Source organism: Actinacidiphila sp. bgisy144, from assembly GCF_057708105.1.
In genome coordinates this window covers 86849-107662 of record NZ_JBYIRM010000018.1, presented here as the reverse complement: position 1 = coordinate 107662, position 20814 = coordinate 86849, and the positions used below count along the sequence as shown (strand labels likewise).

Genomic DNA, 20814 nt, shown 5'->3' with positions numbered 1-20814 from the left:
CGTCTCAGCTCCCTGTGCTGCGGTAGGTACGAAGACCCCGCCGCCAGGCCGCGGCCGCGAGCACGCAGCAGACCGCGGCGACGGCCGGGGAGGCGAAGTCCAGCCACCCGGGCAGGCCGAGCGGGTCCGGCCGGCCCAGCACGTGCAGCACGGGCAGCCAGTTGACGAAGGCGAGCGGCACCACGAAGGTGACCCCCCGCACCAGGTCGCGGGCGAAGATCCCCGGCGGGTACTGGAGCATCGTGTTGCCGCCGTAGGTCACCGAGTTCTGCACCTCCGAGGCGTCCTGCGCCCAGAACTGGAACGCGCCGCCGACCACGTACACCGCGCTGAAGATCGCCCCGCCCGACACCAGCATCAGCGGCACCATGAGTACGTTCACCGCCGTCCAGTGCACGTCCACCCGCCACAGCGCCCAGCCCAGCACCACCGCGCCCTGCGTGATCCGGCCGATCCGGCGCAGCGCGAAGCGGTCCGCGGCGACCTGCGCCAGCACCGGCACCGGGCGCAGCAGCAGCGTGTCCAAGGTGCCGTCGCGCACCCGGCGGCCCAGCCGGTCCATGGAGCCCATCACCAGGTCGGCGATGCCGAAGGAGGTGCTGCACGCCCCATACAGGAACGCCACCTCCGGCAGCGTGAAGCCGCCCAGCCGGTGGATGTTCCCGAACATCAGCACGATCGTGACGAAGTCCAGCAGCGTCGCGGTGAAGTTGCCGAGCGTGGTCAGCACGAAGGACGTGCGGTAGGCCATGGTGGAGCGCACCCACATCCCCACGATCAGGCCGTAGGCGCGCACCGCCTCCCGGGCCCGCACCGCCAGGCGGTACGGGCCGCGGCGCCCGCCGCCGTCATCGCCCCACGGACCGGACCGGTCGTACGCCCCGGCCGGCCGCGGCACCCGCGCACCGCCCGTACGCGTCCCGGCTTCGGCCTCAGCCACCCTGGACCACCACCCTGCGCGTCGCCGCCGACTGGAGCAGCCGCCCCAGGCCCAGCAGCGCCACCGCCCAGCCGGCCTGGCCGCACAGCGCCAGCAGCGCCCCGGCGCCGCTGTGCCGCCCGAGCAGCACGTCCGCCGGCACCTGGAGCATCGACGCCCACGGCAGGGCCCGCGCCAGCTCGCCCAGCGCGCCCGGGAAGACCGTCAGCGGCAGCAGCATCCCCGAGAAGAACAACCCGGTCAGCATCAGCGCCTGGCTCACCCCGGCGCCGTCCAGCAGGAAGAACGCGCTGAGGCCCACCATGAAGCGCAGCGCGAAGCTGACCAGCCCGGCCAGCACCACCGACACCGCGAACAGCAGCCAGGTCGACGGCGCCGACGGCAGCGCCACGTCGAAGACGAGCGCGCCGCACAGCACCGGCAGCACCCCGCGCCCCAGCAGCTGGAAACCCATCCGCCCCAGGTCCGTCGCCAGCCACCAGCCCTGGAGATCGGCCGGCCGGTACAGGTCCACCGCGATGTCCCCCGACCTGATCCGCTCCATCAACTCGTCCTCGCACCCGCCGCCCATCAGCGCCATCGGCGTCAGCAGCGCCTGCCCCAGCCACACGTACGTCAGCGCCTGCGCCCGGTCGTAGCCGCCCAGGTGCGGGCGCTGGTCCCACAGCGCGAGATAGCTGTAGCTGATGATCAGACCGAAGACGCAGTTGGTGAAGACCCCGGCGGCGGTGGCGACCCGGTAGGTGGCGTAGCGGCGGAAGCCCCGCGTGACCACCGCCCCGTAGAAACCGCCCATCGGCTGTGAACCCCCTCACGTGGCCCGACACACAAACCGCCGACCCTAGCCCCGCACACCCCGCTGCTGCCAACGGTTTTCCTGGGCCGAACGGGTGATCGAGCCACCCCGTAGGGCTCGTCACAGCCCTGTCACGGAAGTGCGATGCCGATCAGCACCGCACAGATGATGCGACAGTGTGGGAGTCGGAGGACTACGTGGGTGTACGGACGCGTACGTAACGGTTGGTCCATGATGTACCGCCCCAGGCCAACCCTGGCGGCGGCCGAGGAGTCCTTACAGACATGAGTGACGATCCGAACCGGAGTACGGACCGGGGCGCGGACTCGAACGCGAGCCCGGACGCACACCAGGCGGCGGGCCTGCGCCAGGAGGGCTGGGCGCCCCGCCCGGCCGCCTCCGGCCGACCGCGCCGCACCGGCCTGCGCCGGCTGCTGCCGACCTGGCGGATGGCGCTCGGCGGCACCCTCACCCTGCTGCTGCTCCTGGTCGGCGCGTTCTTCGTCGGCTACGCGCTCGTGTCCATCCCCGACGCCAACGCCGCCGCCACCGCCCAGAGCAACGTCTACCTCTACTCCGACGGCAAGACCGAGATCTCCCGCGACGGCGCGGTCAACCGGCAGAACGTCCAGCTCGACCAGATCGCCAGGACCGCCCGCTACGCCACCCTGGCCGCGGAGGACCGCAAGTTCTACCACGAGTCCGCGGTCAGCCCGAAGTCCATGCTGCGCGCCGCCTGGAACACCGCCACCGGCAAGGGCAAGCAGTCCGGCTCGACGATCACCCAGCAGTACGTCAAGAACTACTACCTCACGCAGAGCCAGACCGCCTCGCGCAAGGTCAAGGAGTTCTTCATCGCGATCAAGCTGGACCAGAACGAGTCGAAGGACCAGATCCTCCAGGGCTACCTCAACACCAGCTACTACGGCCGCAACGCGTACGGCATCGAGGCCGCCGCCCAGGCGTACTTCAGCGAGAACGCCTCCGACCTCACCACCGCCCAGGGCGCCTACCTCGCCACGCTGCTCAACGCGCCCAGCGAGTACGACCTGTCCGCGCACCCCGAGAACGCGCCCGCCGCCAAGGCCCGCTGGAACTACGTCCTGGACGGCATGGTCAAGGAGCACTGGCTCACCCCCGCCCAGCGCGCCGCCACCAAGTTCCCGACGATCGGCAAACCCAAGCCCGTCGCGAGCAAGGCCGGCCAGCGCGGCTACATCATCGAGGCGGTCAACCAGTACCTGACCGACAACCACATCGTGGACGCCTCCGCGCTGTCCCGGGGCGGCTACCGCATCGTCACCACCATCCAGAAGCCCAAGGAGGACGCCTTCGTCAAGGCGGCCCAGAAGGACGTCTACGACCAGCTCGGCCACGCCAAGCAGGACAAGTACGTCCGGGCCGGCGGCGTCTCCATCGACCCCGCCACCGGCGACGTCGTCGCGCTCTACGGCGGCATCGACTACACCAAGCAGTACGTCAGCAGCGCCACCAACCGGACCTACCAGCCCGGCTCCACCTTCAAGCCGGTGATCTTCACCTCGGCGCTGCAGAACGACTCCACCACCCAGGACGGGCGGACCATCACCCCCACCACGATCTACAACGGCACCAGCGGCCGCCAGGTCCAGGGCCCGAACGGCCCGGTCGGCTACCACCCGGACAACGAGGACGGCACCGACTACGGCAACATCACCGTCACCCGGGCCATGGACAAGTCCGTCAACTCCGTCTTCGCGCAGATGGCCCAGGACGTCGGCACCAAGAAGGTCATCGCGACCGCCCACGACCTCGGCATTCCCGACGCCGTGGACATCCCGCAGACCCCGGCCATGGCACTGGGCGCCTTCGGCAGCAGCCAGTCCGACCCCAACAGCGCCAGCCCGCTGGACATGGCCCAGGCGTACGCCACCCTCGCCAACCACGGCGTGGAGATCCCCTACTCGATCGTGGCGAAGATCACCAAGGACGGCGACACCCTCGGGCTGCCGGACCGCAAGCCGGTGCAGGCGGTGCCGCGCAGCGCCGCCGACACCACCACCGCGATGCTCCAGAGCGTCGTCGACACCCCCGGCGGCACCGCCGCGGCCGCACAGGCCTCCGGCTGGCCGTCCGCCGCGAAGACCGGCACCGCGGAGAACGACAAGGCCGCCTGGTTCGCCGGCTACACGCCGAAACTCGCCACCGTGGTCGCCCTGTTCGGCATGAACCCCGCCAACGGCGCCCAGGAGAAGCTCAACGGCTCCATGAACACCGCCCGCATCAACGGCGGCGGCCCACCCGGCGCGCTCTGGGCCGACTACACCGCCACCGCGCTCAAGGGGCAGCAGGTCAGCGACTTCGACCTCGACATGCAGCAGGGCAGCCAGACCGTCGCCCCGCAGAGCGACCAGCCCACCACACCCGACGACGGCGGCATCACCACCGCGCCGTCCACCGGCGCGACCACACCGCCCAGCCAGCAGCCGACCACCACCCCGCCCACCACCGGCACCACCGTCCCGCCCACCACCCCGCCGACGAGCACGGTCCCGACCGACCCGGTCCAACCGCCCACCGGCGGCGACCCGACCGACACCCTCGCCCCGCAGGGCGGCGACCAGAGCGGCACCGGCCGGACCGGCGGCACCGACAGCCTGACCGGCACCCGCGGCGGATAGGGCGGCCGCCCCCGGCGCGGGTGCCGGTGCTGGTGCTGGTGCTGGTGCCGGCGTGCTACAGGTACAGGCCGGTCGAGTCGTCGCCCTGGAGGCGCTCGGCGGCCACGGCGTGTAGGTCGCGCTCCCGCATCAGCACGTACGCCACGCCCTGCACCTCCACCTCCGCCCGGTCCTCCGGGTCGAACAGCACCCGGTCGCCGACCTCGACGGTCCGCACGTGCTGGCCGATCGCGACGACCTCCGCCCAGGCCAGCCGCTTCCCGACGGCCGCGGTCGCCGGGATCAGGATGCCGCCGCCGCTGCGGCGCTCGCCCTCACCGTTGTCCTGCCGCACCAGCACGCGGTCGTGCAGCATCCGGATGGGCAGCTTGTCGTGTGCACTCTTCGAACTCACGCCGACGAACCTACCGGCGACGGCGCCGCACGATGAGACCGGCCACCGCGACCACGACCGCCGCCCCGGCCACCGCGGCCGGCACGACCCGCTCCATGCGCGGCGCGCCGTCCTCGTCGACGAACTGCGCCCGCGCCCGGCTGACCGCACGGTTCGCGGCGACGTACGCCTGCCCCACCGTGTGGTCGAGCGCGGAGACCGCCTTCGCCTTGGTGTCCCGCATGATCGTCACCGGGTGGACCCGGACCGCGATCTCGTCCAGCGTCACCGCGAGGTCCTGCCGTCTGCGGGCGATATCCGCCTCGATCTGAGCGGCCGTCCTGGCACCTTCCGACACCGCACTGCCTCCATCGCCTGATTAGGTAGCGTTCGGACAGTCTGTCAGTACGACGCGGCCCGCGCCTCGTCGGCACCCCCGTTTGCCCCAGGAGCCTCCATGTCCGACCGTCTCGCCCCCGGCGACACCGCCCCCGCGTTCACCCTGCCGGACGCCGACGGCAAGCAGGTCTCGCTCGCCGACCACCTCGGCCGCCGGGTGGTCGTCTACTTCTACCCCGCCGCCCTGACCCCCGGCTGCACCAAGCAGGCGTGCGACTTCACCGACAACCTCGAGGTGTTCGCCGAGGCCGGCTACGACGTGATCGGGATCTCCCCGGACAAGCCGGAGAAGCTCGCGAAGTTCCGCGACAAGGAGTCCCTCAAGGTCACCCTCCTCGCCGACCCCGACCGCGCCGTCCTCACCTCCTACGGCGCCTACGGTGAGAAGACCATGTATGGCAGGACCGTCACCGGCGTGATCCGCTCCACCCTCGTCATCGACCCCACCGGCAAGGTCGAACACGCCTTCTACAACGTCAAGGCCACCGGCCACGTCGCCAAACTCCTCCGCGACCTCAAGATCTGACCCTCCGTCCACGTAACTCCGGCTGCCCCGCCTCGTTGACCCGTACGAAGAAGCGAACACACGAACGAGCGCGGGGGCGTCATGGCGGCGCGAAGAGTGAGTCCTTACACGCGGGAGCGTCTCGCGGCGGCCGTGGCGCCGTCGCAGACGCTCTCCGAGGCGCTGCGGCGCCTCGGGGTGGACCCGCGCAGCCCGACCCGCAAGTACGTCCGGGAGTTGATCCGCCGCCACGGGATCGACACCTCCCACCTACGGCGGGAGGGCACTCGGTGGACGAAGGAGGCCCTGGCGCCGGCCGTCGCGGCATCGACCACCATGTGCGAGGTTCTACGCCGACTCGGTCTCGACGTGACCGGCGGCCACCACACGCACATCACCCGCCGGGTCAGGGCGCTCGGGATCGACACCTCGCACTTCGCGCCGCCTTCCCGGCAGGGCGAGCGTCGCGGACGGCCGTCCCCGGAGTCGCTGCTGGTGGTGCAGGCTCCCGCCCGCGCCCGGCGGATACCCGGCGACCGGCTCAAGCGGGCCCTGCTGGCGCGGGGTGTCCCGGAGCAGTGCGCACATTGCGGCACAGGTCCGGTCTGGCGGGGCCGGCCCCTGCCCCTGGAGGTCGACCACGTCGACGCGAACTGGCGGGACAACCGCGCACCGAACCTACGGCTGCTCTGCCCCAACTGCCATGCGGCGACGGATTCCTACCGCGGTCGGGCGAAGGGTCGTGCCTCGTGAGCAGGGCGGCCGGCGAAGGAGCGGCCGCACGGCCTGCACCACAGCGGCTGCGGGACGCCGTCGCCGACGCGGTCTCGATCGCGGGTGTGCTCCGCGCTCTGGGCATACCGGACGGCAGCCGGACCCGCGCGCTGCTGCGGGCTTGGGTGGCCGAGGACCGGCTCGACACCTCGCACCTCCTCGGCCAGGCGCACGGCCGAGGCCGGCCGGGCCCGATACCGCGCCGGGCACCCGCCGAGATCCTCGTCAAGCGTGGCGACGCGGCCCGAACGAGGACATCGCTGCTGCGCCGAGCGCTGCTGGAGACGGGAGTTCCGGAGACGTGTGCCGAGTGCGGGACACCACCGGTGTGGCGCGGGCAGCCGATCACGTTGGAGGTCGACCATGTGAACGGCGACCCTGCGGACAACCGCGCACCGAACCTACGGCTGCTCTGCCCGAACTGCCATGCGGTCACATCGACCTGGTGCCGTGGCGGTGGGCGGACGGAGCCTGGTGCCGAGCGGTGACGGCTGTGGCCTGATGTGGGGCCGACACGAAGTAGGGCGACCCGATACCATGAGGCTGCTGGCGGTCGTTGCTGAACTGGCATAAGCGCGGCGCTTAGGACGCCGTGGGAGAAATCCCATGTGGGTTCGAGTCCCACCGACCGCACGTGCAAGGCGAGCCCGCTGGGTGTTCCCGGCGGGCTCGCTGCTTTTCCGCCTGCTCAGGGGAGGAGGTCGGTGAGGAGGGGGGTCAGGGCGCGGAAGGCCTGGCCGCGGTGGCTGATGGCGTTCTTCTCCTCGGCGGTCAGCTCGGCGCAGGTCCGCTCCTCGCCGTCGGGCTGGAGGATGGGGTCGTAGCCGAAACCGCCGGTGCCCGCGGGGGCGTGGCGGAGGGTGCCGCGCAGCCGGCCCTCGACGACGCGGGTGGTGCCGTCGGGCAGCGCCAGGGCGGCCGCGCAGGTGAAGTGGGCGGCGCGGTGGGGGTGTTCGATGTCGCCGAGCTGGGCGAGCAGCAGGTCGAGGTTGGCGGCGTCGTCGCCGTGCCGGCCGGCCCAGCGGGCGGAGAAGATGCCGGGGGCGCCGCCCAGCACGTCCACGCACAGGCCCGAGTCGTCGGCGATCGCGGGCAGTCCGGTCGCGTCGGCGAGGGCGCGCGCCTTGAGCAGCGCGTTCTCCGCGAAGGTGACCCCGGTCTCCTTGACGTCGGGAATCTCCGGATAGGCGTCGGCGCCCACGAGTTCGTGGTCGAGGCCGGCCGCCGCGAGGATGGCCCGCAGTTCGGTGACTTTGTGGGCGTTGCGGGTGGCGAGGACGAGGCGGGTGGTCATGCCGCGATTATCCCTTGGCGCCGTTATCCCTTGGCGCAGACCACCGTCAGCCGGCCGGCCGCCGAGGCGACGGGGCGCAGGTCGGGGTCGTGGCCGCCGGCGGCGGTGGTGCGGGCGTGGCGGACCGAGGTGGACAGGTCGGAGGCGGCGTGGCCGACGTCGGAGCCGTGGCCGCTGCCGAGCCGGTTGAGGTCCTTCTGCACCTTGTCGAGCGCGGAGACGGTGTCCTTGCGGCGGCCGGCGTCGGAGACCTGGCCGACGTTGGTGGCGGTGCTCTGGAGGTCCTGGATGTCGCCGGCGATGGCAGCGGCGGTCTTGGCGCAGTCCAGTGCGCGGGCGGCGGCGCCCTGGCAGGCGGTGGTGAGGAAGGCGGTGAGCAGCAGGACGGCGGCCGGGAGGGCTGCGGCGGGGACCGGTAAGCGGGCGGCCGGTGTGGAGCGTGCGGCGCCTGGGGCGGTGCGGGCGGTGGCGCGGACGGCGGTGCGGACCGCGGTGCGGCGGCGGACGTTCATGCGGTGGCCCCTCCCCTGTCGCGGGCGTACGGCCGTGTGCCGCACGTCGGTTGACACGCGGCACACGGTACACGGGGCCGCCCGCGCGGGGGCGGGCGATCAACTGCGGTCAGCCCTCGGCGAGAGCCGCCTGCTGGATCTTCGTCAGCTCGGCGCACCCGCCGGTGGCCAGTGCGAGCAGCGCGTCGAGTTCGGCCCGGTCGAAGGGGGCGCCCTCGGCGGTGCCCTGGACCTCGACGAAGCGGCCGTCGCCGGTGCAGACGACGTTCATGTCGGTCTCGGCCTTGACGTCCTCCTCGTAGGGGAGGTCGAGGACGGGGACGCCGTCGACGATGCCGACGCTGACCGCGGCGACGCTGCCGGTGATCGGCTTGGCCTTGAGGCGGACCAGGTGGTTGGCCTGCATCCAGCTGACGGCGTCGACGAGGGCGACGTAGGCGCCGGTGATCGCGGCGGTGCGGGTGCCGCCGTCGGCCTGGAGGACGTCGCAGTCGAGGACGACGGTGTTCTCGCCGAGCGCCTTGTAGTCGATGACGGCGCGCAGCGAGCGGCCGATCAGGCGGGAGATCTCGTGGGTGCGGCCGCCGATCTTGCCGCGGACGGACTCGCGGTCGCCGCGGGTGTTGGTGGCGCGCGGCAGCATGCTGTACTCGGCGGTGACCCAGCCTTCGCCGCTGCCCTTGCGCCAGCGGGGTACGCCCTGGGTGGCGCTGGCGGTGCAGAGGACTCGGGTGTCGCCGAAGGAGACCAGGACGGACCCTTCGGCGTGTTTGCTCCAGCCCCGCTCGATGGTGACGGGGCGGAGCTGGTCGGGGGTGCGGCCGTCGAATCGTGACATGTGTGGAGCCTATCCGGGTGAACGGCCACCCGGAGTCACGGTCTGCCGCCGTCCTTTGGGAGCGCGGGGCCGGGGGCGCCGGGCGGGGCGGCCCGGGCGGCCCAGGTGGCCGGCGCGGCTACATCATCTGGTCGATCTCGTCGGCGATCGGGTCGGCGTCGGTGCCGATGACGACCTGGATCGCGGTGCCCATTTTGACCACCCCGTGGGCGCCGGCGGCCTTGAGGGCGTCCTCGTCGACCCGGCCGGGGTCGACGACCTCGGTGCGCAGCCGGGTGACGCAGCCCTCGACCTCTTCGATGTTGTCGATCCCGCCGAGCCCGGCGACGATCTTCTCTGCCTTGGTGGCCATCCGCGTCTCCTGTCGTCCTGGCCCCGGCTGCTGTGGCGTGCCGGGGCCCGCCGGGCGGGTCGGTGTGTTTCCGATATGTCACACTAACCCACTGTTGGGGGGACGTCACCGGCGGTCACGGACGGTGCACCGGCGCCGGGCGTACGGCCGGGGGCCGGTCAGATCTCGTAGACCGCGCCCGCCTTCGCCAGCTCGACCGGCCCGCCGAAGGCGGTCTGCGCGTCACGGAGGTTGACCGACGGGTTGGTCCACGGCGGGATGTGGGTGAGCACCAGGCGCCCCGCGCCCGCGCTCTCGGCGATCTGCCCGGCCTGGAGCCCGTTGAGGTGCAGGTCGGGGATGTCCTCCTTGCCGTGGGTGAAGGACGCCTCGCACAGGAACAGGTCGGCGCCCTCGGCCAGGCCGCTGAGCGCCTCGCAGGGCCCGGTGTCGCCGGAGTAGGCGAGGCTGCGGCCGTCCGCCTCGATCCGGAAGCCGTACGCCTCCACCGGGTGGCTGACCGCGTCCGTGGTGACCTGGAACGGGCCGAGCCGGAAGGCGCCGGGCTCCAGGGTGCGGAAGTCGAAGACCTCGCTCATGCACTTCTCGTCCGGCACGTCGCCGTAGGCGATGTTCAACCGCCGCTCGGTGCCGGCCGGGCCGTAGACGGGGATCGCCGAGACCGGGCCGCCCTCGTGCCGGTAGTAGCGGGCCACGAAGTAGCCGCACATGTCGATGCAGTGGTCGGCGTGCAGGTGGCTGAGGAGCACCGCGTCCAGGTCGTACAGGCCGCAATGGCGCTGGAGTTCGCCCAGGGCCCCGTTGCCCATGTCGAGCAGCAGCCGGAAGCCGTCCGCTTCGAGCAGGTAGCTCGAACAGGCCGAGTCCGCGGACGGGAACGAGCCCGAGCAGCCGACGACGGTGAGGTTCATCGCGGGGTCCACCTCCGAGGGCGCGGCGCTCGCCCCGATTCCGGCTCCTAGGGTGGCGGACTCCCGCCACGTTCTAGGAAGGGTAAAGCGGGCCGCTGCGCAGCGCGCTCTTACGGGCACCGGTTGTGGGCGGAATCACCAGTCCGGGTCACCCCGAACCCCGCTGCGAACGCGACCCGCCCCCGACCGTGCGGCCGGGGGCGGGTCGTCCGTGGTAGGCGGTGTCCGGGCGGTCGTCCCGCGCGGGGGCGCCGCCGGGCCAAGTGCCGTTCGCCGCAGGCGCCTTACGCCCAGAGCTGGCCGTGCAGCGCGGCGACCGCCTCTTCGGTGGAGGCGGCGGTGTAGATGCCGGTGGACAGGTACTTCCAGCCGCCGTCGGCGACCACGAAGACGATGTCCGCCCGCTCGCCGGAGTGCTCCGCCTTGCGGGCCACGCCGAGCGCCGCGTGCAGCGCGGCACCGGTGGAGACCCCGGCGAAGATGCCTTCCTCGGACAGCAGTTCGCGGGTGCGGCGCACCGCGTCCTGCGAGCCGACCGAGTAGCGGGTGGAGAGCACCGACTCGTCGTACAGCTCGGGGACGAAGCCCTCGTCGAGGTTGCGCAGGCCGTAGACGACGTCGTCGTACCGCGGCTCGGCGGCCACGATGGTGACGCCGGGCACCTTCTCCCGCAGGTAGCGGCCGACGCCCATCAGGGTGCCGGTGGTGCCCAGGCCCGCCACGAAGTGCGTGATGGTGGGCAGGTCGGCGAGGATCTCCGGGCCGGTGGTGGCGTAGTGGGCGCCGGGGTTGGCCGCGTTGCCGTACTGGTAGAGCATCACCCAGTCCGGGTGCTCGGCGGCGAGTTCCTTCGCCACCCGCACCGCGGTGTTGGAACCCCCGGCCGCGGGCGAGGAGATGATCTCCGCGCCCCACATCGCCAGCAGTTCGCGCCGCTCGGACGAGGTGTTCTCGGGCATCACGCAGACGATGCGGTAGCCCTTGAGGCGGGCCGCCATCGCCAGCGAGATGCCGGTGTTGCCGGAGGTCGGCTCCAGGATGGTGCAGCCGGGGGTGAGCACGCCCTCGGCCTCGGCCCGCTCGATCATGTGCAGCGCGGGCCGGTCCTTGACCGAGCCGGTCGGGTTGCGGTCCTCCAGCTTCGCCCAGACGCTCACCCGGTCCGAGGGCGACAGCCGGGGCAGCCGCACCAGCGGGGTGTTGCCGACCGCGGCCAGCGGGCTGTCGTACCGCATCAGCGGTGGCCGGACGGGGCGGTGACGGCGGTCGAGCCGCCGGCGACGGCGGGCAGGATCGTCACGCTGTCGCCGTCGGCGACCTCGGTGGCGATGCCCTTGAGGAAGCGGACGTCCTCGTCGTTGAGGTACACGTTCACGAAGCGGCGCAGTTCGCCGTTGTCGACGACCCGGTCGCGCAGCCCGGCGTGGCGGGAGTCGAGGTCGGTGAACAGCTCGTCGAGCGTGGTCCCGGCACCCTCGACGGCCTTCTGGCCGTCGGTGTACGTGCGGAGGATGGTCGGGATGCGGACCTCGATGGCCATGACGGTGCTCCTGTGGGTGCGGACGAAGCGGGGTGGGTGACGCCGGTCTGGAGCCGGGGTGGTGCGGTGCGGGCCGTGCGGTTTTCTGCCGGACCACGGGGGCCGGGCCACGGCGGGCGGCGGGTCGCCTCGGCGGAGGGCGTACGTGGCTACTGACACGCCGCGGCGGTGCGGCGGCACAGGTCGACGTGCAGCCGCGCCACGAGCAGCGCACCGGGTGCGGTGCCGCTCATGAGTCGCTCACACCATGGACAACCATGCGGTCATCGTATCGATTCCCGCCCGGCGCCCGGCGAGCCCGTCCCAGCATCCGGAAGGTCAGGGCGCGGATGGCACCACTTCGACCGGTTCTTCGGTGACCTGGCCGTCCAGGATGCGGAACGAGCGGAACTGGAACTCCTCCGCGGTGGAGACCAGGACGTAGTGCGCGCCGGGCTCGTTGGCGTAGCTGATGTCGGTCCGGGAGGGGTACGCCTCGGTCGCGGTGTGCGAGTGGTAGACGATCACGGGCTCCTCGTCGCGGTCGTCCATGTCGCGGTAGAGCCGGAGCAGGTCGGTGGAGTCGAACTCGTAGAACGTCGGCGAGCGGGCCGCGTTCAGCATCGGCACGAACCGCTCGGGGCGGCCGCTGCCCGCCGGGCCCGCCACGATCCCGCACGCCTCGTCGGGGTGGTCGGCGCGGGCGTGGGCGACGATCGCGTCGTACAGGTCCTGGGTGATGGTGAGCATGCGGGAAAAGTAACAGGGGCCGCCGCGGCGGCTACACGGCCGGGGTGCCGGGCAGTCCGCCGGCCTCGCCTACCGCCGGGTCCGGGGCGCCCGGCCCGGGGCCGTCCGCGCCGGGGGCACCCGGCGGCAGGTGCGGGCGGCGGGCGAACGCCGCCGGGTCGCGCCGGCGCAGCACCCGGTAGCCGGCGCCGAGCAGCGCCGCCCACAGCGGCACCCCGTACAGCGACACCCGGGCGTCGGTGTCGATGCCGATCAGCACCAGGACGAGGGCGAGGAAGGCCAGCGCGCACCAGCTGGCGGCCGCTCCCCCGGGTGCGGTGAACCAGGCGGGTGCGGCCCGACCGGCGCGTACGGCGGCGCGGTAGCGGATGTGCGCGAGGAGGATCACCGCCCAGGTCCACACCGCGGCCACGGTGGCGAAGGCGGTGATGTAGGTGAACGCCCCGTCCGGGTCGACGTAGTTGACCCATACGCCGACGCCCATCACGCCCACCGAGGCGAGGGTGCCGGCGGCCGGGGTGCGGCGGGCGGTGAGCCGGTCGAAGGCGCGCGGGCCCTGCCCGTTGGCGGCGAGGTCGCGCAGCATGCGGCCGGTGGAGTACATCCCGGAGTTGCAGGACGACAGGGCGGCGGTGAGCACCACGAAGTTGACCACCCCAGCACCGAAAGGGATGCCGATCTCCGCGAAGGCGGCCACGAAGGGGCTGACGCCGGGCTGGAAGCGGGTCCAGGGCACCACGCACAGGATCACCGCGAGCGCGCCGACGTAGAACAGCGCGATCCGCCACGGCAGCGTGTTGATCGCCTTGGGCAGGGTGCGGCGCGGTTCGCGGGCCTCGCCCGCGGTGACGCCGACGAGTTCGACGGCGAGGTAGGCGAACATCACCATCTGCAAGGTCAGCAGCGACCGGCCGACGCCGTGGGGGAAGAAGCCGCCGTCCCGCCACAGGTGGCCGACGGACGCGGTGTGCCCGGCTGCCGACACCCCGAGGGTGAGCACGCCGACGCCGATCAGGATCATCCCGAGGATCGCGGTGACCTTCACCGTGGACAGCCAGAACTCGATCTCGCCGAAGAGGCCCACCGAGACCAGGTTGACGCCGGCCAGCAGCAGCAGGAACACCAGCGCGGCGCTCCACTGCGGCACCGCCGGCCACCAGTAGGCGGTGTAGGTGGCCGCGGCGGTGACCTCGGCCATGCCGGTGACGACCCACATCAGCCAGTAGGTCCAGCCGGTGGCGTAGCCGGTGAAGGGGCCGAGGAACTCCCGGGCGTAGTCGGCGAAGGAGCCGGAGACCGGGCGGTAGGTGAGCAGTTCGCCCAGGGCGCGCATGATGCAGAAGACGACCGCGCCGGCGACGGCGTACATCAGCAGCAGGCCGGGGCCGGCCCGGTGGATCGCGGTGCCGGCGCCGAGGAACAGGCCGGTGCCGATGGCGCCGCCGATCGCGATCATCTGGACCTGCCGGCTGCCCAGGCCCCGGGCGTAGCCCTCGGTGTCCGCGGGCTCGCCGGGCCCGGGCCGCACACGCGTTTCGTCCGCCATGCGCGGATGTGTACCCCGTGGCGGGCGCCGCGGCCCGGTCGGCGGGGCAGCCGGGCCGCACGCCACCGTAAAGGCCGAAGAACGCGCCGCCCGGGTTGCGCGGGAGCTTGGGGCGGGGGTGCGCCGCGCGAGGAGCCGTCAGTGCCCTCAGTACATATCAGTGCATCAGTGCATCAGTGCATCAGTGCATCAGCGTCTCGACCAGGCTCTCCTGGAGCCCGCCGAGCCACAGGTAGGCCATGACCAGCGGCTTGCGGGGGTCGCTGTCGGGCAGGTGGTACAGCTCGCTGCCCTCGTCCTCGCTGACGCCGAGCCGGGTGCCCAGGGTCAGCCGCAGGTCGTTGAGGGTGCCCAGCCACTGCCGGGACTCGTCGCCGGTCAGCTTCAGCACCGGTCCGCCCGCGTCCAGGCCCCGGATCACCGCCAGCGCGTCGTCGCGCTTGCGGGCCCGCAGGTCGTTCTCGGTGAAGCGGCGGAACTCCGAGGCGTCGGCGGTCTCCTCGTAGGCGTCCGGGAAGAGCCGGGCCAGCGCGGGGTCGTCCGGGGGCTTGGTGGGGCCCTCGGCGAAGAGCCGCGCGAGCGGGTCGTCGTCGGCGCCGTCCGGCTGCTCGCCCGGGCCGACCAGTTCCAGCAGCTGCACGGTCAGGCTGCGCAGGATCGAGATCTCCACCTCGTCCAGCGCGATGGCCGCCCCGCCGCCGCGGACCGGCTCGAAGTAGCCGGCGCGGGCCCGTCGGCGCGCCATCAGCGGTCCTGGGACAGCGTCGCCCACAGACCGTAGCCGTGCATCGCCTGCACGTCCCGCTCCATCTCCTCGCGGGTGCCGCTGGAGACCACGGCCCGCCCCTTGTAGTGGACGTCCTTCATCAGCTTGGTGGCCTTGCTCTTCGAGTACCCGAAGTACGTCTGGAACACGTACGTCACGTAGCTCATGAGGTTGACGGGGTCGTTGTGCACGAGCGTCACCCACGGAACGTCCGGTTCGGGGACCACGGAAGGGGCCCCGCTCGACTCGGGACGCTCGATCTCAACAGGCGCGACACTCACAGGTTCCATGCTGCCGCCCCGGGGGGCCGTCGCACAAATGGGCGTGTGAGAGGGCCCACAGAGCGAGATCTCGTCAGTTTGACGAAATGAGGGGTAGCATCATCGCCATGAGCACAGCAGACCTGGCACTGCCGGTGGACGTGCCGTCCACCGCGCTGTTCACCGACCGGTACGAGTTCACGATGCTTCAGGCGGCGCTCAAGAGCGGCGCCGCGCACCGCCGTTCGGTCTTCGAGGCGTTCACCCGGCGGCTGCCGGAGGGGCGGCGCTACGGCGTCGCGGCCGGCACCGGCCGCGTCCTGGACGCGGTGGAGAACTTCCGGTTCGACGCTCCCGTGCTGGAGTTCCTCGAACGGGAGCGGGTGGTGGACGCAGCGACGCTGAAGTGGCTCGCGGACTACCGCTTCACCGGCGACATCTGGGGCTACCCCGAGGGCGAGGTGTACTTCCCCGGCTCGCCGATCCTGCGGGTGGAGGGCAGCTTCGCCGAGGCGGTGCTGCTGGAGACGGTGGTCCTGTCGATCCTCAACCACGACTCGGCGATCGCCGCGGCCGCCTCCCGGATGGCGGTGGCGGCCGGCGGCCGGCCGCTGATGGAGATGGGCGCGCGGCGCACCCACGAACTGGCCGCGGTCGCCGCCGCGCGGGCCGCCTACGTCGGCGGGTTCCGCTCCTCCTCCAACCTCGCCGCCGGCTTCCGCTACGGGCTGCCCACCATCGGCACCAGCGCGCACGCCTTCACCCTGCTGCACGACAGCGAGCGGGACGCCTTCACCGCGCAGGTCGAGTCGCTCGGCCGCGGCACCACGCTGCTGGTGGACACCTACGACCTGACCGAGGCGGTGCGCACCGCCGTGGAGGTGGCCGGGCCGGAGCTGGGCGCGGTCCGGATCGACTCCGGCGACCTGCTGCTGCTCGCCCACCGGGTGCGGCAGCAGCTGGACGACCTCGGGGCGCGGGAGACGAAGATCGTGGTCACCTCCGACCTGGACGAGTACGCGATCGCGTCGCTGGCCGCGGCGCCGGTCGACGCCTACGGGGTCGGCACGTCGCTGGTCACCGGCAGCGGGCACCCCACCTGCGCGATGGTCTACAAGCTGGTCGCCCGCGCGTCCGTGCCCGGCGAGGCGGACGCGCCGCTCACCCCGGTCGCCAAGCGGGCGCTGGGCGGGAAGACCAGCGTGGGCGGCCGCAAGTGGGCCGCGCGGCGGCTGGACGCCGACGGCGTCGCCGAGGCCGAGGTGGTGGGCAGCGGCGAGATCCCCGCGGACCTGGTGGACCGGCAGCTGCTGGTGCCGCTGGTGCGCGGCGGCGAGGTGGTCGGGCGCGAGCCGCTGGACGCCGCGCGCACCCGGCACATCGCCGCGCGGGCGGGGCTGCCGCTGTCGGCGACCCAGCTCTCGCGTGGCGAGCCGGTGCTCCCCACGGAGACCATGTAGGCCGGTCCCGGCCGCCCGCGGGAAGAGGCGGCCCGCGCCCCCTCTTCCCGTGGGAGGGGCTCAGTCCCTACGCTCGGCACCGGCGAACCGGAAAGCACTCGGAGACAGACATGCACCGCGCACTGATCATCGTGGACGTGCAGAACGACTTCTGCGAAGGCGGCAGCCTCGCGGTGCCGGGGGGCGCGGACGTGGCCGCCGCGGTCACCGACCTGATCGGGCAGTCCGCCGGGGTGTACCGGCACGTCGTGGCGACCCGCGACCACCATGTGGACCCGGGCGACCACTTCTCGGACGAGCCGGACTACGTGTCGTCCTGGCCGCCGCACTGCGTCGCGGGCACCGAGGGGGTCGGGTTCCACCCGAACTTCACGCCCGCGGTGGCCTCGGGCGCGGTGGACGCGGTCTTCGACAAGGGCGCCTACGCGGCGGCGTACAGCGGTTTCGAGGGCAGGGACGAGAACGGCGCCGGGCTGGCCGCGTGGCTGCGCGAGCGGGAGGTCGACGAGGTGGACGTGGTGGGGATCGCCACCGACCACTGCGTGCGCGCCACCGCGCTGGACGCGGCCCGGGAGGGCTTCACCACCCGGGTGCTGCTGGACCTGACCGCGGGGGTGGCGCCGGAGACCACCCGGCAGGCGCTGGTGCAGCTGCGGGCGGCCGGGGTGGAGCTGCACGGAGAGGTCGCGGCCGCGGGCGGAGCGTGACCCCAGGCCCCAGGCCCCTTGCCCCTTGCCCGGGTCCCGCGCAAGGGAACCCGCCGGCTACGCGTGGTGGCTGAGCCGCTTCAGCGTGGAGATCGGGTACCAGGGGTCCGTGCCCAGGGCCCCGTACTCCCGCCAGACCAGGCCGTCGGGGTGGTGCAGCACCGCGGAGACCTCGTCGGGGGTGGGCGGCTCGGCGTTGCCGGTCAGCCGCGCGCCGCGGAACCCGAGGTTGCTCAGCCGGGTCAGGGCGCGCTGGCGGTTCACCGCGTGCACCACCACCCGTACGGCCAGCTCGGGGCACGCCGGGTGCGGCAGGGCGAGCGCCACCACGACCGTGCCGCCCGGGAGCTTGATGAAACCGCCGACCGCCATGAGCACATCTTCTGCGCATCGGCCGCCGCCCACCAGGGGACGGCGGCCGTACGTCGCGTCACCGCAGGTCAGCGCGGCGAGTGTGACCGATGTTACCGATGTGACGGGCTCACCTGGACCGTCAGGGTGCTCCCGTCGAGGGCCTGGCCGGTGATCGTCAGCCGGGTGTTGGTGTCGGGGACCTTGACGCTGCCGTACGGGTTGCTCGCGTACCAGTACGTTCCGTAGTGGTCGTCGAAGACCGGGGCGCCGGGCTTGGCGGCGATGCGCTTGGCGACGCCGTCGTCATGGAGGGTGAACCCGGCCGACGGGTACCAGCTGAACGGCGAGTCGTACGCCTGGACCCGGTTGCGGATGACGGTGCCGTCGGTGAACGTCTCCGGCTTGGCGTGCGCGTCCACCGGCAGGATCTCGCCGCTGCCGGGGTGGGCGCCGACGTTGTTGTCCTGCTGCGAGGTGTCCCACAGCCACACCAGCAGCCCGGTCTGGTACGGGTAGTGCTCCACCCAGTCCGGCCGGGTGCTGGTCCAGCCGAAGTTGTACGGGCCGGTCTTCAGCGTGGTGTCGTACGAGGTGTACTGCCGGTTCTCGGCGATGTAGTACTCCGGGTAGTCCTTGCTGAAGGAGGCGCCGATCCGGGAGAAGCCGTCGGCGCTCCAGCCGTTGTCGTCGGTCTCGGCGCCGTCGGTGAGCAGCGCCTCGCCGTCGGCGGTGACGCTGATCGCGTCGGCCGCGAAGCCCTGCTGGGCCACGCCGCCGTCGGTGGCGTAGCGGAAGCGCAGCTGGATCTGCCGGCCGGCGTAGGCGTCCAGCGGGAAGGACAGGTTTTCGTAGGCGCCGGAGGTGCCGGTCAGGGCCGGGCGGTCGCTGCCGTCGCGGGGCAGCGCCTTGCCGTTCGCGGTGCCCTCCAGCGCGGTCCAGTTCGCGCCGCCGTCGGTGGAGACCTCGGTGTAGAGGAAGTCGTAGTTCTGCTCGATGTCCCACCAGCCCTTGAGGTCCAGGGCGGCGGTGGTGGCGCCGGTGAGGTCCACGGTGCGGGTCAGGGTGTTGGACAGGTCGTCGCCCATGCCGCTCCACCACTGCTTGTCGCCCTCGGCGGGCGTGGTGACGGTGGTGGTGACGGACTTGTCGGGCAGCTGCACCACCAGCGCCTGTTTGTCCTTGGTGTTGTACTCGGCGACGCCCAGCTTGGTGGTGGAGCGGGTCGCGGCCTTGGCGGTGCCGTAGTTCAGCCAGCCGAGCTGGAGCTTGTCCCAGGCGTTCATGTCGTCGGGCAGGTCGCCGATGGCGTTCTGGCCGGTGCCCATCCAGGAGCCGGAGGACATCAGCGTCCAGAACGCGGTGCTGTTCTCGCCGACGTAGGAGGTGTCGTACTCGTCGGGCAGGCCGAGGTCGTGGCCGTACTCGTGGGCGAAGACGCCCAGGCCCCCGTTCTCCGGCTGGAGGGTGTAGTCGCCGACCCAGATGCCGGTGTCGCCGATCTCGGTGCCGCCGGCCTTGTCGCCCTCGGGCCCGGTCTTCCCCGCGTCGCTGCCGTAGGCGTACCAGCGGTGCGCCCACAGCGCGTCGGTGCCCTGGGCGCCGCCGCCGGCCGACTGGTCCTCACCGGCGTGCACGATCTGGAAGTGGTCGATGTAGCCGTCCGGCTCGTTGAAGTCGCCGTCGCCGTCGTAGTCGTAGCGGTCCCACTGGTCGTACTGCGCCAGGTCGGCCTTGATCTGCGCGGCGGTGCGGCCATGCGCCTGCTGGTCGGCGACGTAGGCGGTGGTGGCGTCGCGGATCAGGTCCCAGGCGCTGGAGCAGATGGTGGAGCCGCACCAGTCGGAGCCGTAACGGGCCTCGTTGTAGGGGACCTTGACCCAGTCCGAGACCTCGCCGTCGACCGAGTAGCGGCCCGAGGACTGCTTCTCGTAGTACTTCGCCAGCGACTCGGTGTCCTTGGCGTGGGAGAAGTACAGGTCCTGGAAGTGCTGCTGGTCGTAGTCGGCCTGCCAGGCGGTGCTGTTGTCCTGCGAACGGTCCGGCTGGGCAATGGTGTTGTGGGCCGGGCCGGGGTCGCCGCCGTACTTGGCCACGGGCGGCTCGGGTCCGTCCGGGCCGTCGGGGTCGTAGGTCGTGGTGTCGTCGACCTGGTCGCCGAACTCCACCAGGATGGTGAAGATCTTGTCGGTCTTCTCCCGGCCCAGCTCGACGTACTTGCTCTGCTTGCCCTTGCCGTGGCCGAGTTGGACCACCTGGGAGCCGTCGCGCTGCTGGACGGTGGCGTCGCCGGAGACGACCTGCTGGAGGGCCGCGGAGTGCTCGGCGGCCTGCTGCTTGCTGAACGGGCCCGGCAGGTTGTGCGGTTCGGCCTGCGCCGGGTCGTGCTCGGCGGCGGCGGATGTGGTGCCGGTGCTGCCGGAGCCCGCGGACGCCGCGGCCGCGCCGGTGGCGGCGGCCGGGACCGCGAGCACGGCTATCGCGGCTGCCAGGGCGGCTCTTTGGCTGATCCAGTGCTGTCTTTTCAAGATCCTTGACCTCCCCTTGGGAAATGCCATTGCACCGGAGCGACGGGCGAAAAGACAGATCTTGACTTGCGCATGACGTGCTGGTTAGCTGGGCCGCTTCCCGGTGACCGCGATCCGCCGACCGGACGCCAGCGGCCCCAACGGGACTGCGTCGCACAGGCGTTGAGGTATCGGTCACACGTGCGACCCCGTGCGCCCCCCGTGCTCCGCACCGCGGGTGAGGCAACGCTTACCCGGGGACGGGTCTGGGCATTTCGAACCGTAGAGTCACGCCCGTCAGCAGGCCCCCGCATCTCGACGCACCCCCTTGAGGACGGTCCCCTCATGCCACGCCCCACGCACGCGCAAGTCGCCTACGGTGCCGGCACCGTGGTCCTGTTCACCTTCGCGGTCCTGCTGCTGACGGGGGCGTCCTCCACCGGGGCGGTGATCGGGTTCGCCGCGCTCGGGCTGCTGCTCGGGGTGGTGGTCGCGGCCGCGCTGCGGCCCGCCGGGGACGGTGCCGCCGAACAGCCGGCGCGCGCGGCGGCCCCGGCACCGGCCCGGGAGCACTCCCTGCGCTGAGCCGCGGCG

The 20814-nt window shown here is 72.3% G+C and carries 24 protein-coding genes and 1 tRNA gene; 8 read left to right on the top strand and 17 right to left on the bottom strand.

Annotated elements, in window-relative coordinates:
• Positions 1-4 precede the first annotated feature (4 nt).
• The gene (locus AC3EVP_RS21460) at positions 5-940 is read right to left on the bottom strand and encodes an ABC transporter permease (protein ID WP_435131882.1); all 936 of its coding nucleotides are present in this window, start codon (positions 938-940) and stop codon (positions 5-7) included.
• The gene (locus AC3EVP_RS21455; RefSeq protein ID WP_335977792.1) at positions 933-1736 is read right to left on the bottom strand and encodes an ABC transporter permease; all 804 of its coding nucleotides are present in this window, start codon (positions 1734-1736) and stop codon (positions 933-935) included. Before AC3EVP_RS21455 ends, AC3EVP_RS21460 begins: the two co-directional genes overlap by 8 nt.
• Before the next feature lie 284 nt (positions 1737-2020).
• Between AC3EVP_RS21455 and AC3EVP_RS21450 the strand changes: the two genes are divergently transcribed.
• Complete coding sequence (locus AC3EVP_RS21450; RefSeq protein WP_435131879.1) at positions 2021-4396, top strand: transglycosylase domain-containing protein; 2376 nt, start codon at positions 2021-2023, stop codon at positions 4394-4396.
• Positions 4397-4451: 55 nt separating this feature from the next.
• On the opposite strand, the gene AC3EVP_RS21445 is transcribed toward AC3EVP_RS21450, so the two are convergent.
• The gene (locus AC3EVP_RS21445) at positions 4452-4751 is read right to left on the bottom strand and encodes a GroES family chaperonin (RefSeq protein ID WP_202238557.1); all 300 of its coding nucleotides are present in this window, start codon (positions 4749-4751) and stop codon (positions 4452-4454) included.
• A 49-nt stretch (positions 4752-4800) separates the two neighbouring features.
• On the bottom strand, positions 4801-5127 hold the full coding sequence (locus AC3EVP_RS21440; protein WP_435131877.1) for a DUF3618 domain-containing protein: 327 nt from the start codon (positions 5125-5127) through the stop codon (positions 4801-4803).
• Between the two features lie 99 nt (positions 5128-5226).
• Between AC3EVP_RS21440 and bcp the strand changes: the two genes are divergently transcribed.
• The 4 genes from bcp (at position 5227) to AC3EVP_RS21420 (ending at position 7080) form a co-directional block, all read left to right on the top strand.
• Positions 5227-5694, top strand: coding sequence for a thioredoxin-dependent thiol peroxidase (gene bcp / locus AC3EVP_RS21435; RefSeq protein WP_435131875.1), 468 nt, complete (start codon positions 5227-5229; stop codon positions 5692-5694).
• 81 nt (positions 5695-5775) lie between these two features.
• Positions 5776-6426, top strand: a complete 651-nt coding sequence (locus AC3EVP_RS21430; RefSeq protein WP_435131873.1) for an HNH endonuclease — start codon at positions 5776-5778, stop codon at positions 6424-6426.
• Positions 6423-6935, top strand: coding sequence for an HNH endonuclease signature motif containing protein (locus AC3EVP_RS21425; protein WP_435131870.1), 513 nt, complete (start codon positions 6423-6425; stop codon positions 6933-6935). Before AC3EVP_RS21430 ends, AC3EVP_RS21425 begins: the two co-directional genes overlap by 4 nt.
• Positions 6936-6996: 61 nt before the next feature.
• Positions 6997-7080 (top strand) — tRNA-Leu (locus AC3EVP_RS21420).
• Between the two features lie 55 nt (positions 7081-7135).
• Here the strand turns inward: AC3EVP_RS21420 and rdgB are convergent.
• The 11 genes from rdgB to clpS form a co-directional block, all read right to left on the bottom strand.
• A complete protein-coding gene (rdgB, locus tag AC3EVP_RS21415) occupies positions 7136-7741 on the bottom strand; it encodes an RdgB/HAM1 family non-canonical purine NTP pyrophosphatase (protein ID WP_435131868.1) in 606 nt (201 codons plus the stop codon).
• A gap of 23 nt (positions 7742-7764) precedes the next feature.
• Complete coding sequence (locus AC3EVP_RS21410) at positions 7765-8253, bottom strand: hypothetical protein (RefSeq protein WP_335977782.1); 489 nt, start codon at positions 8251-8253, stop codon at positions 7765-7767.
• A 109-nt stretch (positions 8254-8362) separates the two neighbouring features.
• Entirely contained in the window at positions 8363-9091 is a 729-nt protein-coding gene (gene rph / locus AC3EVP_RS21405; RefSeq protein ID WP_335977781.1) for a ribonuclease PH, read from the bottom strand.
• Between the two features lie 118 nt (positions 9092-9209).
• Positions 9210-9443 (bottom strand): PTS sugar transporter subunit IIB, encoded by a 234-nt coding sequence (locus AC3EVP_RS21400; RefSeq protein ID WP_335977779.1) that lies wholly within the window; start codon positions 9441-9443, stop codon positions 9210-9212.
• A gap of 158 nt (positions 9444-9601) precedes the next feature.
• Positions 9602-10354 (bottom strand): MBL fold metallo-hydrolase, encoded by a 753-nt coding sequence (locus tag AC3EVP_RS21395; protein WP_335977778.1) that lies wholly within the window; start codon positions 10352-10354, stop codon positions 9602-9604.
• 284 nt (positions 10355-10638) lie between these two features.
• Positions 10639-11589 (bottom strand): PLP-dependent cysteine synthase family protein, encoded by a 951-nt coding sequence (locus tag AC3EVP_RS21390; protein WP_435131864.1) that lies wholly within the window; start codon positions 11587-11589, stop codon positions 10639-10641.
• Positions 11589-11894 (bottom strand): MoaD/ThiS family protein, encoded by a 306-nt coding sequence (locus AC3EVP_RS21385; protein WP_435131861.1) that lies wholly within the window; start codon positions 11892-11894, stop codon positions 11589-11591. The genes AC3EVP_RS21390 and AC3EVP_RS21385 overlap by 1 nt, the downstream gene beginning before the upstream one ends.
• 318 nt (positions 11895-12212) lie before the next feature.
• The gene (locus tag AC3EVP_RS21380; RefSeq protein WP_335977772.1) at positions 12213-12623 is read right to left on the bottom strand and encodes a M67 family metallopeptidase; all 411 of its coding nucleotides are present in this window, start codon (positions 12621-12623) and stop codon (positions 12213-12215) included.
• Positions 12624-12654: 31 nt separating this feature from the next.
• Positions 12655-14169: an amino acid permease gene (locus tag AC3EVP_RS21375; protein ID WP_435131858.1), complete on the bottom strand. Its 1515-nt coding sequence runs from the start codon at positions 14167-14169 to the stop codon at positions 12655-12657.
• 181 nt (positions 14170-14350) lie between these two features.
• Positions 14351-14914 carry a DUF2017 domain-containing protein gene (locus AC3EVP_RS21370; protein WP_335977769.1) on the bottom strand — a complete coding sequence of 188 codons (564 nt, stop codon included), beginning with the start codon at positions 14912-14914 and terminating at the stop codon, positions 14351-14353.
• Positions 14914-15225 (bottom strand): ATP-dependent Clp protease adapter ClpS, encoded by a 312-nt coding sequence (gene clpS, locus AC3EVP_RS21365; protein ID WP_335977767.1) that lies wholly within the window; start codon positions 15223-15225, stop codon positions 14914-14916. The genes AC3EVP_RS21370 and clpS overlap by 1 nt, the downstream gene beginning before the upstream one ends.
• Before the next feature lie 98 nt (positions 15226-15323).
• Here clpS and AC3EVP_RS21360 point away from each other — a divergent pair, with 98 nt between their 5' ends.
• Positions 15324-16655, top strand: coding sequence for a nicotinate phosphoribosyltransferase (locus tag AC3EVP_RS21360; protein WP_435131854.1), 1332 nt, complete (start codon positions 15324-15326; stop codon positions 16653-16655).
• 110 nt (positions 16656-16765) lie between these two features.
• On the top strand, positions 16766-17362 hold the full coding sequence (locus AC3EVP_RS21355; protein ID WP_435131851.1) for an isochorismatase family protein: 597 nt from the start codon (positions 16766-16768) through the stop codon (positions 17360-17362).
• A gap of 57 nt (positions 17363-17419) precedes the next feature.
• On the opposite strand, the gene AC3EVP_RS21350 is transcribed toward AC3EVP_RS21355, so the two are convergent.
• Positions 17420-17734, bottom strand: a complete 315-nt coding sequence (locus tag AC3EVP_RS21350; RefSeq protein WP_335977761.1) for a hypothetical protein — start codon at positions 17732-17734, stop codon at positions 17420-17422.
• Positions 17735-17826: 92 nt separating this feature from the next.
• Positions 17827-20241, bottom strand: coding sequence for an immune inhibitor A domain-containing protein (locus AC3EVP_RS21345; protein ID WP_488179816.1), 2415 nt, complete (start codon positions 20239-20241; stop codon positions 17827-17829).
• Positions 20242-20565: 324 nt separating this feature from the next.
• Between AC3EVP_RS21345 and AC3EVP_RS21340 the strand changes: the two genes are divergently transcribed.
• Positions 20566-20805: a hypothetical protein gene (locus AC3EVP_RS21340; protein ID WP_435131845.1), complete on the top strand. Its 240-nt coding sequence runs from the start codon at positions 20566-20568 to the stop codon at positions 20803-20805.
• The last annotated feature ends 9 nt before the right edge of the window (positions 20806-20814 follow it).

What these genes read in the sequence shown, in the direction of transcription:
- AC3EVP_RS21455 (WP_335977792.1), bottom strand. Translation starts at nt 1,736, where the DNA reads ATGGGCGGTTTCTACGGGGCGGTGGTCACGCGGGGCTTCCGCCGCTAC.
- AC3EVP_RS21450 (WP_435131879.1), top strand. Translation starts at nt 2,021, where the DNA reads ATGAGTGACGATCCGAACCGGAGTACGGACCGGGGCGCGGACTCGAAC.
- AC3EVP_RS21445 (WP_202238557.1), bottom strand. Translation starts at nt 4,751, where the DNA reads ATGCTGCACGACCGCGTGCTGGTGCGGCAGGACAACGGTGAGGGCGAG.
- bcp (WP_435131875.1), top strand. Translation starts at nt 5,227, where the DNA reads ATGTCCGACCGTCTCGCCCCCGGCGACACCGCCCCCGCGTTCACCCTG.
- AC3EVP_RS21430 (WP_435131873.1), top strand. Translation starts at nt 5,776, where the DNA reads ATGGCGGCGCGAAGAGTGAGTCCTTACACGCGGGAGCGTCTCGCGGCG.
- rdgB (WP_435131868.1), bottom strand. Translation starts at nt 7,741, where the DNA reads ATGACCACCCGCCTCGTCCTCGCCACCCGCAACGCCCACAAAGTCACC.
- AC3EVP_RS21410 (WP_335977782.1), bottom strand. Translation starts at nt 8,253, where the DNA reads ATGAACGTCCGCCGCCGCACCGCGGTCCGCACCGCCGTCCGCGCCACC.
- rph (WP_335977781.1), bottom strand. Translation starts at nt 9,091, where the DNA reads ATGTCACGATTCGACGGCCGCACCCCCGACCAGCTCCGCCCCGTCACC.
- AC3EVP_RS21400 (WP_335977779.1), bottom strand. Translation starts at nt 9,443, where the DNA reads ATGGCCACCAAGGCAGAGAAGATCGTCGCCGGGCTCGGCGGGATCGAC.
- AC3EVP_RS21395 (WP_335977778.1), bottom strand. Translation starts at nt 10,354, where the DNA reads ATGAACCTCACCGTCGTCGGCTGCTCGGGCTCGTTCCCGTCCGCGGAC.
- AC3EVP_RS21390 (WP_435131864.1), bottom strand. Translation starts at nt 11,589, where the DNA reads ATGCGGTACGACAGCCCGCTGGCCGCGGTCGGCAACACCCCGCTGGTG.
- AC3EVP_RS21385 (WP_435131861.1), bottom strand. Translation starts at nt 11,894, where the DNA reads ATGGCCATCGAGGTCCGCATCCCGACCATCCTCCGCACGTACACCGAC.
- AC3EVP_RS21380 (WP_335977772.1), bottom strand. Translation starts at nt 12,623, where the DNA reads ATGCTCACCATCACCCAGGACCTGTACGACGCGATCGTCGCCCACGCC.
- AC3EVP_RS21375 (WP_435131858.1), bottom strand. Translation starts at nt 14,169, where the DNA reads ATGGCGGACGAAACGCGTGTGCGGCCCGGGCCCGGCGAGCCCGCGGAC.
- AC3EVP_RS21370 (WP_335977769.1), bottom strand. Translation starts at nt 14,914, where the DNA reads ATGGCGCGCCGACGGGCCCGCGCCGGCTACTTCGAGCCGGTCCGCGGC.
- clpS (WP_335977767.1), bottom strand. Translation starts at nt 15,225, where the DNA reads ATGGAACCTGTGAGTGTCGCGCCTGTTGAGATCGAGCGTCCCGAGTCG.
- AC3EVP_RS21360 (WP_435131854.1), top strand. Translation starts at nt 15,324, where the DNA reads ATGAGCACAGCAGACCTGGCACTGCCGGTGGACGTGCCGTCCACCGCG.
- AC3EVP_RS21355 (WP_435131851.1), top strand. Translation starts at nt 16,766, where the DNA reads ATGCACCGCGCACTGATCATCGTGGACGTGCAGAACGACTTCTGCGAA.
- AC3EVP_RS21350 (WP_335977761.1), bottom strand. Translation starts at nt 17,734, where the DNA reads ATGGCGGTCGGCGGTTTCATCAAGCTCCCGGGCGGCACGGTCGTGGTG.
- AC3EVP_RS21340 (WP_435131845.1), top strand. Translation starts at nt 20,566, where the DNA reads ATGCCACGCCCCACGCACGCGCAAGTCGCCTACGGTGCCGGCACCGTG.